General features: G+C 61.8%; 12 protein-coding genes and 1 pseudogene. 5 read left to right on the forward strand and 8 right to left on the reverse strand.

Annotation, left to right across the window (positions count from 1 at the left end):
• Nucleotides 1–8: 8 nt before the first annotated feature.
• The 4 genes from ACYHH6_RS14495 to ACYHH6_RS14510 are packed head-to-tail and all read right to left on the reverse strand — an operon-like array spanning nucleotide 9 to nucleotide 2,300.
• Nucleotides 9–1,412, reverse strand: coding sequence for an APC family permease (locus ACYHH6_RS14495; RefSeq protein WP_192256113.1), 1,404 nt, complete (start codon nucleotides 1,410–1,412; stop codon nucleotides 9–11).
• A gap of 9 nt (nucleotides 1,413–1,421) precedes the next feature.
• The gene (locus ACYHH6_RS14500; RefSeq protein ID WP_352584410.1) at nucleotides 1,422–1,583 is read right to left on the reverse strand and encodes a hypothetical protein; all 162 of its coding nucleotides are present in this window, start codon (nucleotides 1,581–1,583) and stop codon (nucleotides 1,422–1,424) included.
• Between the two features lie 23 nt (nucleotides 1,584–1,606).
• Nucleotides 1,607–1,984: a hypothetical protein gene (locus ACYHH6_RS14505; protein ID WP_352584412.1), complete on the reverse strand. Its 378-nt coding sequence runs from the start codon at nucleotides 1,982–1,984 to the stop codon at nucleotides 1,607–1,609.
• Between the two features lie 28 nt (nucleotides 1,985–2,012).
• Nucleotides 2,013–2,300, reverse strand: coding sequence for a hypothetical protein (locus ACYHH6_RS14510; protein WP_352584414.1), 288 nt, complete (start codon nucleotides 2,298–2,300; stop codon nucleotides 2,013–2,015).
• A 286-nt stretch (nucleotides 2,301–2,586) separates the two neighbouring features.
• Between ACYHH6_RS14510 and ACYHH6_RS14515 the strand changes: the two genes are divergently transcribed.
• From ACYHH6_RS14515 to ACYHH6_RS14530, 4 genes are read left to right on the forward strand one after another with little or no spacing between them, the layout of a single operon-like run.
• Nucleotides 2,587–3,720: an aminomethyl transferase family protein gene (locus ACYHH6_RS14515; RefSeq protein ID WP_352584416.1), complete on the forward strand. Its 1,134-nt coding sequence runs from the start codon at nucleotides 2,587–2,589 to the stop codon at nucleotides 3,718–3,720.
• Between the two features lie 40 nt (nucleotides 3,721–3,760).
• Complete coding sequence (locus tag ACYHH6_RS14520) at nucleotides 3,761–4,357, forward strand: dimethylamine monooxygenase subunit DmmA family protein (RefSeq protein ID WP_352584418.1); 597 nt, start codon at nucleotides 3,761–3,763, stop codon at nucleotides 4,355–4,357.
• Nucleotides 4,354–5,319, forward strand: coding sequence for a PDR/VanB family oxidoreductase (locus ACYHH6_RS14525; RefSeq protein ID WP_352584419.1), 966 nt, complete (start codon nucleotides 4,354–4,356; stop codon nucleotides 5,317–5,319). Before ACYHH6_RS14520 ends, ACYHH6_RS14525 begins: the two co-directional genes overlap by 4 nt.
• A gap of 9 nt (nucleotides 5,320–5,328) precedes the next feature.
• Nucleotides 5,329–6,369 carry a heme-dependent oxidative N-demethylase family protein gene (locus tag ACYHH6_RS14530; RefSeq protein WP_352584421.1) on the forward strand — a complete coding sequence of 347 codons (1,041 nt, stop codon included), beginning with the start codon at nucleotides 5,329–5,331 and terminating at the stop codon, nucleotides 6,367–6,369.
• A 375-nt stretch (nucleotides 6,370–6,744) separates the two neighbouring features.
• Here ACYHH6_RS14530 and ACYHH6_RS14535 read toward each other — a convergent pair whose 3' ends face one another.
• Nucleotides 6,745–7,464, reverse strand: a complete 720-nt coding sequence (locus ACYHH6_RS14535; RefSeq protein WP_352584423.1) for a helix-turn-helix domain-containing protein — start codon at nucleotides 7,462–7,464, stop codon at nucleotides 6,745–6,747.
• A 312-nt stretch (nucleotides 7,465–7,776) separates the two neighbouring features.
• Between ACYHH6_RS14535 and ACYHH6_RS14540 the strand changes: the two genes are divergently transcribed.
• A complete protein-coding gene (locus ACYHH6_RS14540; RefSeq protein ID WP_352584425.1) occupies nucleotides 7,777–9,135 on the forward strand; it encodes a trimethylamine monooxygenase in 1,359 nt (452 codons plus the stop codon).
• A gap of 28 nt (nucleotides 9,136–9,163) precedes the next feature.
• Here ACYHH6_RS14540 and ACYHH6_RS14545 read toward each other — a convergent pair.
• The 3 genes and pseudogenes from ACYHH6_RS14545 to ACYHH6_RS14555 form a co-directional block, all read right to left on the reverse strand.
• Nucleotides 9,164–9,540 (reverse strand): annotated as a pseudogene (locus ACYHH6_RS14545) (GFA family protein).
• 37 nt (nucleotides 9,541–9,577) lie between these two features.
• Nucleotides 9,578–11,557 (reverse strand): ABC transporter permease, encoded by a 1,980-nt coding sequence (locus tag ACYHH6_RS14550; RefSeq protein ID WP_352584427.1) that lies wholly within the window; start codon nucleotides 11,555–11,557, stop codon nucleotides 9,578–9,580.
• On the reverse strand, nucleotides 11,554–12,627 hold the full coding sequence (locus ACYHH6_RS14555) for a quaternary amine ABC transporter ATP-binding protein (RefSeq protein WP_352584428.1): 1,074 nt from the start codon (nucleotides 12,625–12,627) through the stop codon (nucleotides 11,554–11,556). The genes ACYHH6_RS14550 and ACYHH6_RS14555 overlap by 4 nt, the downstream gene beginning before the upstream one ends.
• Nucleotides 12,628–12,658: the final 31 nt, after the last annotated feature.

Below are 12,658 nucleotides of genomic sequence, written 5' to 3' on the forward strand. Positions count from 1 at the left end.
CTCTCCTGTCAATAACCCTGTGGCTTCGGCCACGGCATGGTGAACTGGTCGCCGCGGCGCACATAGCGGTAGCGGTAGAAATGGAACCACAGCGAGATCAGGAAATAGAAGATGGTCATCGCGATCAACTGCGAACCGAAGCCGAGGAAGATCGCAAAGAAGGTCACCACGCACAGGCAAAACAAAACGATCGCCGGCAGCGGATGGAAGGGATGCGTGTAGCCGCGGCGGATCGTGCCCAGCGGCCACTTCTTGCGGAACATCATGATGTTGATGCTCATGAAGGTGTATTGCAGCACGCCCGACAGGATCGAGAAGGTGATCGCCTGGTTGAGGTCGGCGATGAAGGCAAAGGCGAGCGCGATCGGCAGCAGGAACAGGATCGAGCGGTAGGGCGTGCGGTATTTCGGGTGCACGGCCGAGAACCAGGTCGGCAGATAGCGGTCGCGTCCGAGCGAGAACCAGGCGCGGGCCGCATCGTTGATGCAGCCATTGGCGGAAGCGAGCGCGGCCAGCAGCGTGGCGATGAACAGCAGGTTTTCGAGGAGCGCACTCCCCGTCAGCTTGCCGGCATCCCAAAGCGGATAATAGGTGATGCCGAGATATTCCCAGGGCATCAGCGAGGCGCAGACATACCAGGTCATGGCGGCGGCGATCAGAAGCGTGATCATGCCGGCCATCGTGCCGTAGGGCAGCGAACGGGCCGGCGAGCGCACTTCCTCGGCCGCCTGCGTGGTGCCTTCGATGCCGAGATAATACCAGATGCCGAACTGGAAGGCGGCGATGACGCCGATCCAGCCATAGGGCAGCGCATTGCCGGGGGTGACGAGCTCGTTGAGCTTCAGCACCGCGCCTTGCGTCCACGGGCTGACCGAGAAGAACAGGATGACGATCGAGACATAGGCGATGGCGGTGATGACGAAATTGACGTTGAGCGTCATCAGAACGCCGCGATAGTTCAGCCACGCCAATACGACGATGGTGGCGGCGATGAACGAATTGTGGGTAAGCCCTTCGACGCCGGCCTTGGCGACGATGGTGTCGCCGAGCAGGATGGCGTCCGACACTTCCAGCATGGTATAGGCAAAGACCAGGAACAGCGCGACGTTGAAGGCCATCAGCGGACCGACAATGTGCTTGGCCTGCGCGTACTGGCCGCCGGCGGCAGCCACCGTCGATGTCACTTCGGAATCGATCATGGCGACCGAGGTGTACAAGAGCCCGACCACCCAGCAGACGATCAGCGCGGCCAGCGCGCCGCCCTTGTCGGCCGAGAAATTCCAGCCGGTGAATTCGCCGACCAGCACGATGCCGACGCCGAGCGCCCAGACATGGGCCGGGCCGAGCACCCTGAGCAGCGAAACCCTGTCGCCGTGGATTGCCGTAATTATCGTTTCAGCCGCGACCGCCATTGTTTTCCCCTAGACCCGATGTTTTTCGGAAACGGCTTCAAGCTCGCCTTCGCGCGAGGAGGTCAGCACATCCTCGGAGTAGGTCGTGTCGATCTTGAACCAGTCGTAGAGCATCCACAGCGCAAGCACGCCCGAGATGCCCCAGCATGCATAAGACAGAGCCGTCCACATGGTGCTTCCCCAAATCTCTGGCGTTACTTGTCGTCGAATTTTTCGTTGATGACGTCGCGGTATTCGCGGTCGGAGGCGCGGAACAGGAAGACGAAATAGCCGATCAGCACCGCCGCCATGATGATCAGCGTCGGCCAGTCGATGATGTAGTGGAAGCGGTTCTGGATGATGTCGTGCGCGGTCTCGGGCGTATAGCCGAGCTTTTCCCAGATCGAGGCCATGGTCGGGTTCTGCCCGAGGGCCTCCCAGGTCTTGGCGTCGAGCGCGTCGATGGATTTTGCAGCACCGGCGAGGCCCAGTTTCAGCGGCAGCCACAGCGCCACGAAAATAGCGACCACGACGACGACGATATCGAAAATCTGCCCGGCCCTGCCTTGTTCCGGCGGCGTGTAGCGCGACATGTCTTCTACCCCTCAGGACGTTCTATTTTCAGGACTTGCGGTTGCGGGCCGCGTCGGCGTTCTTGATGTCGAGACCGTAGATGAAATCCTTGTCTTCCTTGTAGTGATTGACCATCGCCAGGATGGCGGCCGTGTTGAAGATCAGCACGGCGGCCGCCGCGATGGCGACGACGATCTTGATCCCGCTGTCGGGGATGTAGGGCCATGTCATGATGAGCACGAAGAGGATCGTCGCCCACAGGCAGACGATCAGGAGCGCGGATCCGCGCACGTCGGAACGGTACAGCGCTTCGATGCGCTGCTGCAGGTCTGACATCGGTTTTCCCCTTTATTCCAACGCCGGCTTCCGAATTGGCCGGTCGCTGCCATCTTTCAAGAGAGTGAAATTTTTTTCATAAATTCAATCCGATTTGCGGAATTGTCAAGACGAATTTACGTTTGGTTAACCGGTCATTTGGCGTGGCAAATTTTGCCTGACAATGAAATTATTTGCTTAGGGGTATTGCGGCGCCCGAACGTTTGCGATCAATATTCGCTCAAAGCTCCCGCCGCAGCGCAGGGGGCAGGGAACACAATTGAATTTTCGAACGGAGGATTAGCGGATGACGGCATCCTGGAGATTTTCGACCCTGGCGGATCGCCATCGCGCGCTCGGCTCGAAGCTCGAAGACTGGAGCGGCATGGGTACCGCCTGGACCTATGACAAGGATGCCGACGAGGAATACACCGCCATCCGCACCAAAGCCGGGCTGATGGATGTGTCGGGCCTAAAGAAGGTTCACATCACCGGGCCGCATGCCTCGCACCTCATCGATCTCGCCACAACGCGCGACGTCGAAAAGATCTATCCCGGCAAGTCGGCCTATGCCTGCATGCTGAACGAGGCCGGCAAATTCACCGACGACTGCATCCTCTACCGCACCGGCCCGAATGCCTGGATGGTGGTGCACGGCTCCGGCACCGGCCATGAGGAATTGCAGCGCGCTTCCGTCGGCCGCGACGTCTCGCTGCGCTTCGACGACAATCTGCACGATCTGTCGCTGCAGGGACCGACCGCGGTCGACTATCTCTCCAAGCACGTGCCGGGCATTCGCGATTTGCCCTATTTCCATCACATGCAGACGCAGCTGTTCGGCTTTCCGGTGATGATCTCGCGCACCGGCTACACCGGCGAGCGCGGCTACGAGATCTTCTGCCGCGGCCAGGATGCCGGCACGATCTGGGACAGGATTCTCGACGAGGGCAAGAGCGCCGGCATCATTCCCTGCCGTTTCACCACGCTCGACATGCTGCGCGTCGAAAGCTACCTCTTGTTCTATCCCTACGACAATTCGCAGAAATACCCCTTCGAGAACGAAGGCCCAGGCGACACGCTGTGGGAGCTCGGCCTCGACTTCACCGTCAGTCCAGGGAAAGCCGGCTTCCGCGGCGCCGAGGAGCATTATCGGCTGAAAGGCAAGGAACGCTTCAAGATCTATGGCGTTCTGCTCGACGGCAAGGAGCCGGCCGACGAAGGCGCGCCGGTCTATCGCGACGGCAAAAAGGTCGGCGTGGTGACCTGCGCCATGTATTCGCCGCTGGTCGAGAAATCGATGGGCATCGCTCGCCTCGACGTCGACTGCGCGGTCAAGGACACCAAGCTCGAAATCCGCAACAAGAGCGGTTCGATCAAGGCGACGGCGCAGCCGCTGCCCTTCGACGATCCGAAGAAAACCAAGCGCACCGCCAAGGGTTGAGGCACAATCGACAGCGAGGGATTTAGGGCACAAAGAGAGAATGGCAGCCAAGACGATCATCAGCCGGCCCATTTACGGAATCCTGTCTCCGCAGCCCGGCAAGCATCATCTTTTTCTGGCGGATGCGGAAGGCGCGCTGGCGATCGTTGATATGGCAAAGACGGCCCCGCTTGGTTTCTTCGATGGGGCCGAGATCGTCTTCATTCCCGGTCCCGACGGCAAGCATGTCGCAGCCCTCGAAGCATTGAAGCCGGCGCAATTCCACGTCGCGCCGTCCTTCGCCAGCCTGCTGCCGCGGCTGAAGCAGACGCTGGCCAACGCTCATATGGGCCTGCGCCTCTATCTCGCCGGCACCGAAGGACTGATCGGCCAGGCCATGCAGGTGGCACTCGAAGCCGGCATTGACCACACCTCCATGCAGACCGAGCATCGCGGGTCGCTGGCGCGGCGCATGCAGTGCGTGCACTGCAAGGGCATCACCGAGAACGTGACGACGCAGCCCGCGACCTGTTCGCATTGCGGCCTGCTGCTTCTGGTGCGCGACCACTATTCCAGGCGCCTCGCCGCCTTCCAGGGCGTCTGCATCAATGCCGAGGATCGCAGTGAAATTCCTCCGGTCGAGGAGGCCTTCCCATGAGCACCGGTACCACCAAGCTCGATGTCGTCGTCAGCGATGTCGTCCCGGTCAACGAACTGGTCACCCGCTTCCATTTCCGCCGCCGCGATGGCGAGCTGCTGCCGACGTTCTCCGGCGGCGCCCATGTCGTGGTCGAGATGCGCGACGGCGACCGCACCAGGCTCAATCCCTATTCGCTGATGGGCTCGCCGCTCGACACGCGCGAATACACGATCAGCGTGCGCCGCGACGATGTCGGCCGTGGCGGCTCGCTGTTCATGCACAGCAGGGTCCACGCCGGCCTGGAGATGGTGATCAGCTATCCGGTCAATCTGTTCTCGCTTGACCTCCGGGCAAAGAAGCACCTGATGCTTGCGGGCGGCATCGGCATCACACCGTTCATGGCGCAGACCGCGCAGCTCGCGGGCTCGGGCGGCAATTTCGAGTTACACTATACGTGCCGCACCGCGTCGCTCGGCACCTATGCCGATGTGCTGCAGGAACGCTATGGCCGCCGCATCCGGCTCTACCACGACGATCTGGACCAGTGCATCGAACTCGACCGGCTGTTGTCGTCGCAACCGCTCGGCACCCATCTCTATGTCTGCGGCCCGTCCGGCATGATCAACTGGGTACGAGCCCGCGCGGCAGAACTGGGCTGGCCGCCAGAGACGGTGCACTACGAGCATTTCGCAGCACCGCAGCCCGGCCTGCCTTTCGACGTCACGCTTGCCGTCAGCGGCAAGACTATCCGCGTCGGCGAACAGCAGAGCCTGCTCGAAGCCATCGAAGCCGCCGGCGTCGATCCGCCCTATCTCTGCCGTGGCGGCGTCTGCGGCCAATGCGAGACCAATGTCATCTCGTATGATGGCAAGTTCATCCACAATGACCATTGGCTGAGCGAGGAAGACCATCGCTCCGGCTGCAAGATCATGCCGTGCGTATCGCGCTTCGAAGGCAAGTCACTGGTCCTGGAAAGATAGGAGGCGAGCTTGGGCATCACCTTTCGCAAGGAAACGTTCCGCGACGATTTCACCTTCAGGAACAGCCCGGAGCACATCAGGCGGTTTCCGTTTCCGTTCCACGAAGACAGCTACATGTATGCGGTCAACATCGAGCCGCATGTCGTCGGTCCCAAGGGCAGCGTGCTGGAGAACCTGATCGACGTCGACGAGCACTATGTCGCCGAGATGCAGGACCGCGCTTTGGTGCTGGCCGAGGATCCGCTACGCTGCCAGTCGCTGCCGCATATGACGCTGGCCGGCTGGGACCTGCTCGAGCTCCTGATGGAGCAGCAGGCGCTGGGCTATCCCGAGCATTTCACGCTTGAGCGCAACGGCGACCGCTGGCGCTGGATCAACCGGCCGCTCGGCATCGACGACACCTTCACCTTCGGCGACACCTCGACGCTGCCCTACGGGCCGATGGAATACATCACCCGCCAGAGCCAGGGCGATTTCTGCATCCTCGACCAGCGCGACGGCAATCTGTGGATGGATGCCGGGATGGTCACCACCCAGGCCGACTGGTCGCTCGATTTCGACATCGGCATGAACTTCTTCGAGTGGCATGCGCCGGTGCCGCTGGCGCATGAGAAGGGGATTTTCGTTCGGGCGCTGAAATTTCTCACCAACATCCAGCAGGGCAAGCCGGCGCGGCGTCTCAACTGGACGATGACCATCAATCCGCGCCTCGACACCAGCCCGGAAAACTATCACAAATGGGGACCGGACCGCACCACGGTGACGCCCGAAAATGTCGGCGACAAGGTGCATCTGCGCGTCGAGTTGCAGAGCTTCTGGCGCCTGCCGCGCTCGAACGGCATCGTCTTCCCGATCCGCTGCTATCTTATCAAGATGGACGAGTTGGTGACGCAGCCGAAATGGGCACGCCGTCTGCACCGCGTCATCCGCGACCTGCCGGAGGAACTCGCCACCTACAAAGGCCTGACGCGGTATAGGCCGACGCTGGTGGAATGGCTGTCGAAGCTGGATGATGGCAGCGCGACGAGCCCTGGGTTTGGGCCGGATTGAAGCTGCCGGTGGCGAAGCTGCTAATCTCCCCCCAAGAGGGGGTTGAGGAGCGGTCCGCGCAGCGGACGGAAAGCCAATTGCTTGGCTTTCCGAGCGACGAACGCCCGGCAGGGCAGAGGGGGCGCGAAGGAGCGCAGACCATTGAGTTCGTCATCCTAGGGCGAAGCAAGGAGCGAAGCGACGCGGCGCAGAACCCTAGGATCCATGCCGTGACGCTAAGGTGTTGCAGCGGTTGAGAATTCTGCTCCGTTGCACCCTTCGGCGAAGGTCACGGCATGGATCCTCGGGTCAAGCCCGAGGATGACGAACGTCGGCGGGACAGCGCCCCCCTCTGTCCTGCCGGACATCTCCCCCACAAGGGGGGAGATCAGCCATTCACCCCGCACTGTTCTGCGGATAGCAGATGATCGACAAATACCGCATCGGCAGCTTTGTCAGCTGCTCCGGTCCATGCGGCGCGTCGGCGTCGAAGAACAGGCTGTCGCCCGGCTTCATCGGATAGAGGTTGCTGCCGTGGCGGTAAACCACTTCACCCTCCAGCATGTAGAGGAACTCCATGCCTTCATGCTGGAAGGTCGGGAACACGTCCGAATCCTCGGTCAGGGTGATCAGATAGGGCTCGACGACGACACCGCTGGTGTTGGAACCGATATGTCCCAAGAGATTGTACTGGTGGCCGGCGCGCGTGCCACGGCGCTCGACATCGAGGCCTTCGCCGGCTTTGACGAAGACGGCGCTGCGCTCTTCCTCGAAACGGCGGAAGAAGGCGGTGACGGGAACGCCGAGCGCTCGCGACAGCGCCTGCAGCGTCGTCAGCGACGGCGAGGTGATGCCGTTCTCGATCTTCGACAGCATGCCCAGCGAAATGTCGGTGGCGACTGCCAGATCGGCAACGGTAATGCCAAGCTTCTTGCGGAAAGCGCGCACCTCGCGGCCGATCGCCACCTCCAGCACCTTCTCGCGTGTGTCGCGAATGGCGTGCGGGTTCTGCGTCAGCGGCGTGCGGATGGTCTTCCCGCCCACCGAGACCTTCGGCAACGGCTTGGCCTTGGCCGGACCGGCGCCGGGCTTGAGATCGGATGCTGTCTTCGCCATGTCGCCGCTCCCAGGAATCGCAGATTTATTTCACTCAAGGTGAACATATTCGCTGCCGATACAGAAACGCAACCGCGACAGCAAGCCCTTAAGTCGAATGGTGTCGGGTTCGGATTTGCGCTGCCATCGGTTTTTGCCGAAAATCCGCTGGGACGAAACGCGGTTTCGCCACAAGCCCTGTTGACAGCATCGAAGGGGCAATTACTGTCACTGTGAGTGAAATTTGTTTCGTAAGAGCAATCCTGGGAAAAGCGTGAAACGTTTTTCCCACAGGAATTGCGTCAAAGTTGAAATGAGACCGGGAGGCCTGCCATGAACACTCGCGTTGCCGTCATTGGAGCCGGACCGTCCGGCCTGGCCCAGCTCAGGGCCTTCAAATCGGCCGAAGACAAGGGCGCCGCAATTCCCGAAATCGTCTGCTTCGAAAAGCAGTCGGACTGGGGCGGCCTGTGGAACTACACCTGGCGCACCGGCCTCGACGAACACGGCGATCCCGTCCACGGCTCGATGTACCGCTACCTCTGGTCGAACGGACCGAAGGAATGCCTGGAATTCGCCGACTACACATTCGAAGAGCATTTCGGCCGCCCGATCGGCTCCTACCCGCCGCGCGCCGTTTTGTGGGATTACATCAAGGGCCGCGTCGAGAAATCAGGCCTGCGCAAATGGGTGCGCTTCAACAGCCCGGTGCGCATGGTGACCTTCTCGGATGTGACGAAGAAATTCACCGTCACCGCGCATGACCGCACCAACGACGTGACCTATTCCGAGGAGTTCGACAATGTCGTCGTCGCGTCCGGCCACTTCTCCGTGCCGAACGTGCCCTATTTCGAAGGTTTTTCGACCTTCAACGGCCGCATCCTGCACAGCCATGATTTCCGCGACGCGATGGAATTCAAGGGCAAGGATATCCTGATCATCGGCCGCTCCTATTCGGCTGAGGACATCGGCTCGCAATGCTACAAATACGGCGCCAAATCGATCACCTCCAGCTACCGCTCCAAGCCGATGGGCTTCAAATGGCCGGAGAACTGGAAGGAAGTGCCGCTGCTGCAGAAGGTCGTCGGCAAGACGGCCCACTTCAAGGACGGCACCACCAAGGACGTCGACGCCATCATCCTGTGCACCGGCTATTTGCATTCCTTCCCCTTCCTCACCGACGACCTCAAGCTCAAGACCGCCAACCGCATGTGGCCGCTCGATCTCTACGAAGGCGTCGTCTGGGAGAAGAACCCGAAACTGTCCTATATCGGCATGCAGGACCAGTTCTACACCTTCAACATGTTCGACGCGCAGGCCTGGTTCGCCCGCGACGTCATCATGGGCCGCATCAAGCTGCCGTCGACGCAGGCGATGGCCGAGCACGGCGCGAAATGGCGGGCCCGCGAGGAAACGCTGGAAGACGCCGAGCAGATGATCTGGTTCCAGGGCGACTACACCAAGGAATTGATGGACCAGACCGACTATCCCGGCTTCGATGTTGAGGCGGTCAACAAGACCTTTATGGAGTGGGAGCACCACAAGGCGGAAGACATTATGAGCTTCCGCGACCACGCCTATCGCTCGCTGATGACTGGCACGATGTCGCCGCTGCACCATACACCGTGGCTGCAGGCGCTGGACGATTCGATGGAGAGCTATCTCGAGGTGAAAGGTGTGGCGGCGGAGTAGCATCCACAAGCCAAGGACGAGCCTGCCGTCACGCCGGCACCGCGACCCAGCTGTGGCGGCGCTTGTCATAGACTGACTTTGTCGGCGCCGGGAAGGACGGATCGGCGAAACAGCCGACGGCCACTGCGACCGCCTCCGGTTTCGTGACGGATACCAGAACACGGTCGACCCGCACGTTCCGCAGAAATGAAAGCTGATCGGGAAGCCGCTGTCGGAAACGCGTTGGAATGTCTTCGATGGGCCTCGGATATCGGTCGCGGCGGCGTCGAAGAAGGCCGCGATGCCAAACGGGCTGCCGGTCCGCCGCTGACAGTCGAGGCAATGGCAAAGCGACACCATGGTCGGCTCTTGCGGGCAATGTATCTGCAATTGTCCGCAGGTGCAGTTGGCCACCCTGCGGCTCATTCTCTTCTCTCCTTTTGGTGGTATTGGCGGTTCAGTTTTACCCCAGCCTCGCCCGCGCCTTCGCCGTCCAGGCGTTGAACAGCCGGTCGGCGACGATACCGATGAAGGCGATGGCGAGACCAGCGACAATGCCACGGCCAGAATCGGCCTTGGACAGCGCGATGAACACCTCCTGGCCGAGGTCGCGCGTGCCGACCATGGCGCAGATGATGATCATCGCCAGCGCCATCAGGATGGTCTGGTTGACGCCGAGCATGATCTCCGGCAGCGCCAGCGGCAGCTGCACGCGAAAGAAGGTCTGGCGCGGTGTGCAGCCCGAAACCTTCGCCGCTTCGATCAGCGCCGGCGGCACTTGCCTGATGCCGTGATTGGTGTAGCGGATTGCCGGCACCACGGCGAAGGCGATCGTTGCGATCATGGCTGTGACGTCGCCGACCCGAAACAGCATCACCACCGGGATGATGAAGCAGAAGGACGGCAGCACCTGTAGCGTGTCGATGATGGGCGTGACGATTTTTTCGAAGCGGTCGCTGCGCGCCGCCGCGAGCCCGATCGGGATGCCGATCAGGCAAGCGATGAAGGCCGAGATGCCGCAGAGATAGACCGTCGCCATGGTCTTCTCCCACAGACCGGTGACGGCGCAGAAAGCGGTCAGCGCAGCGACCAGTACCGCCAGCCGCAGGCCGCCGAGCTGGTAGCCGGCGAGGCCGAGCAGCGCCACAGCACCCAGCCACGGAAAGCCTTCGCAGAAGGCGCGCAGCGGGTTCAGCACATTGAGGATCAGTGCGACGCGAAACGCTTCGATTACGTCGAAGAAGTTGATAGTTATCCAGTTCACCGCCGCCTTCCACAGAGGCGCGGTGGTGAAGGTGATCGCCTTCGGCACCGCCGCGAAGGCAGGCACATAGAGACTGAGCAGCGTGGTGGCGGCAAGGATGGCGAGCGCCAGCGTCAGATGGGGATAGCGCCGCCAGAAGACCGGGCTCACCGCCTGATGCGTCTGGCCTTTCGCCTGCTTGTGGGCGATGGCCTGGCTCAGCCGGTCGAGCGCGATAGCCAAAGCCACGATGGCAAGGCCGGCTTCCATGGCTTCGCCGACCTTCAGCGCGCGCAGCGCGAGCAGCACGTCGTAGCCGAGGCCGCCGGCGCCGATCATCGAGGCGATGATCACCATATTCAACGCCAGCATGATCACTTGGTTGACGCCGACCATCAGTGTCGGCCGCGCCGAGGGCAACAGCACCCGCCACAATTTCTGCCGCGCCGTGCAACCGGCCATCTCACTGAAATCATCGATCTCGGACGGCACGCGCGACAGACCCAGCATCGTCGCCCGCACCATCGGCGGCGTGGCAAAAATGGCGGTGGCGATCATCGCCGACACCGGGCTATTGCCGAACAGGAGCAGCATCGGGATGAGGTATGCAAAGGTCGGGATGGTCTGCATCAGATCAAGGGCAGGGGAGACGATCAGCCTCTCAGCCCATGGCTTGCGCCAGGCCCAGATGCCGGCAAACAAGCCGGTGACGATGCAGAACGGCACCGCGATGGAAATCAGCGCCAGCGTCAGCATGGCGCTCGTCCACTGGCCGAACAACGCAATGTAGAGGAAACAGCCGCCGACCAGAATGCCGAGCTTGCGGCCGCCGACGGCATGGCCGGCTATGAAGGCGACAGCGCAGACGCCGACCCAGGACAGGCGCGGCAGCACATAGGCGTCGGCGCCGTGGCCGATCTTGAAGCTCTTGGCGAGCAGATTGAGCGCGAAGTCGAGGGGAACGCCGAGCACGGCGGTGATCGAGCGGGTCAGCCATGAAAAATTCGATTTGATCCAGCGCATCAGCGCGCTGATCCAGTCGGCGACGGGGACGACCGCCTCGGCCGGATAGTTGACCGCCCAGGGCAGCCTCTCCTGCAGCAGGAACACCACCAGCACCGCGGCAAGCGCGAGCGCCCAGACCAGCAGCCAGCGCTGAACCGGCGGCCTCGTTTCGCTGGCGCTTGCCGTTACCGTCATGCGCCGGCTCTCGGTTTGTCCAGACCGGCCAGCAGCCCGATCACCGCTTGCGGCGTCACTTCGCCGATTGGCTTGCCGGTGCCGTTGACCACGGCGAACGGTTTGCCCGATGCAACGATGCTGGCCGAGAAGCTGGCGATCTTGGCATCCGGCGAAACCGTCCCGCCATGTTCGGCGCCATCCAGGGCACGCATCAGGCTGCGGGCCGAAATCACCTTGGCGCGGTCGACGTCGCGGGTGAACTCGGCGACATAGTCGGTCGCCGGATTGACCACGAGTTGTTCCGGCGTGCCGATCTGGATGACCTCGCCGTCCTTCATGATGGCGATACGGTCGGCCAGCCTGATCGCCTCGTCGAAATCATGGGTGATGAAGACGATGGTCTTGTGCAGCATGGTTTGCAGCCGCATCAGTTCGTCCTGCATTTCGCGGCGGATCAGCGGGTCGAGCGCCGAGAATGGCTCGTCGAGAAACCAGATCTCCGGCTTGGTCGCGAGGCTGCGGGCAATACCGACCCGCTGCTGCTGGCCGCCGGAAAGCTCGCGCGGATAAAAATGCTCGCGGCCACGCAGGCCGACGAGTTCGATAACCTCGCGCGCCCGCGCTTCTCGCGTCGGCCGATCCTGGCCCTGGATACTCAAGGGGAAAGCGATGTTCTCCAGCACATTGAGATGCGGCAGCAGCGCGAAATTCTGGAACACCATGCCCATGCGATGGCGCCGCAGTTCGATCAGCGCGGCATCGGAAATCTTGAGCAGATCGTTGCCTTCGAACTCGACCTTGCCGTGGGTCGGCTCGACCAGCCGCGACATGCAGCGCACCAGCGTCGACTTGCCGGAGCCCGACAGCCCCATGATGATGAAGATCTCGCCCTGGCGTATTTCGAGATCGACGGCGCGCACAGCGCCGACCAGTCCGGCGGCAGCGACATCAACCATGCTGGCCTTGCCGTCGCGCTCGCGGATGAAATTGGCGGCGTTCGACCCGAACAACTTCCAGACATTGCGGCAGGCAAGTTTTATCGGTCGCGCATCTGCAGCTTTGGGCACCTGTTCAGTCGTAACGGTCATGCAGTCGTCCTTCTGGAATAGGGAATAGAGA

The sequence above is a fragment of the Mesorhizobium sp. P171375 genome, assembly GCF_057786075.1.

What these genes read in the sequence shown, in the direction of transcription:
- ACYHH6_RS14495 (WP_192256113.1), bottom strand. Translation starts at nt 1,412, where the DNA reads ATGGCGGTCGCGGCTGAAACGATAATTACGGCAATCCACGGCGACAGG.
- ACYHH6_RS14500 (WP_352584410.1), bottom strand. Translation starts at nt 1,583, where the DNA reads ATGTGGACGGCTCTGTCTTATGCATGCTGGGGCATCTCGGGCGTGCTT.
- ACYHH6_RS14505 (WP_352584412.1), bottom strand. Translation starts at nt 1,984, where the DNA reads ATGTCGCGCTACACGCCGCCGGAACAAGGCAGGGCCGGGCAGATTTTC.
- ACYHH6_RS14510 (WP_352584414.1), bottom strand. Translation starts at nt 2,300, where the DNA reads ATGTCAGACCTGCAGCAGCGCATCGAAGCGCTGTACCGTTCCGACGTG.
- ACYHH6_RS14515 (WP_352584416.1), top strand. Translation starts at nt 2,587, where the DNA reads ATGACGGCATCCTGGAGATTTTCGACCCTGGCGGATCGCCATCGCGCG.
- ACYHH6_RS14520 (WP_352584418.1), top strand. Translation starts at nt 3,761, where the DNA reads ATGGCAGCCAAGACGATCATCAGCCGGCCCATTTACGGAATCCTGTCT.
- ACYHH6_RS14525 (WP_352584419.1), top strand. Translation starts at nt 4,354, where the DNA reads ATGAGCACCGGTACCACCAAGCTCGATGTCGTCGTCAGCGATGTCGTC.
- ACYHH6_RS14535 (WP_352584423.1), bottom strand. Translation starts at nt 7,464, where the DNA reads ATGGCGAAGACAGCATCCGATCTCAAGCCCGGCGCCGGTCCGGCCAAG.
- ACYHH6_RS14540 (WP_352584425.1), top strand. Translation starts at nt 7,777, where the DNA reads ATGAACACTCGCGTTGCCGTCATTGGAGCCGGACCGTCCGGCCTGGCC.
- ACYHH6_RS14550 (WP_352584427.1), bottom strand. Translation starts at nt 11,557, where the DNA reads ATGACGGTAACGGCAAGCGCCAGCGAAACGAGGCCGCCGGTTCAGCGC.
- ACYHH6_RS14555 (WP_352584428.1), bottom strand. Translation starts at nt 12,627, where the DNA reads ATGACCGTTACGACTGAACAGGTGCCCAAAGCTGCAGATGCGCGACCG.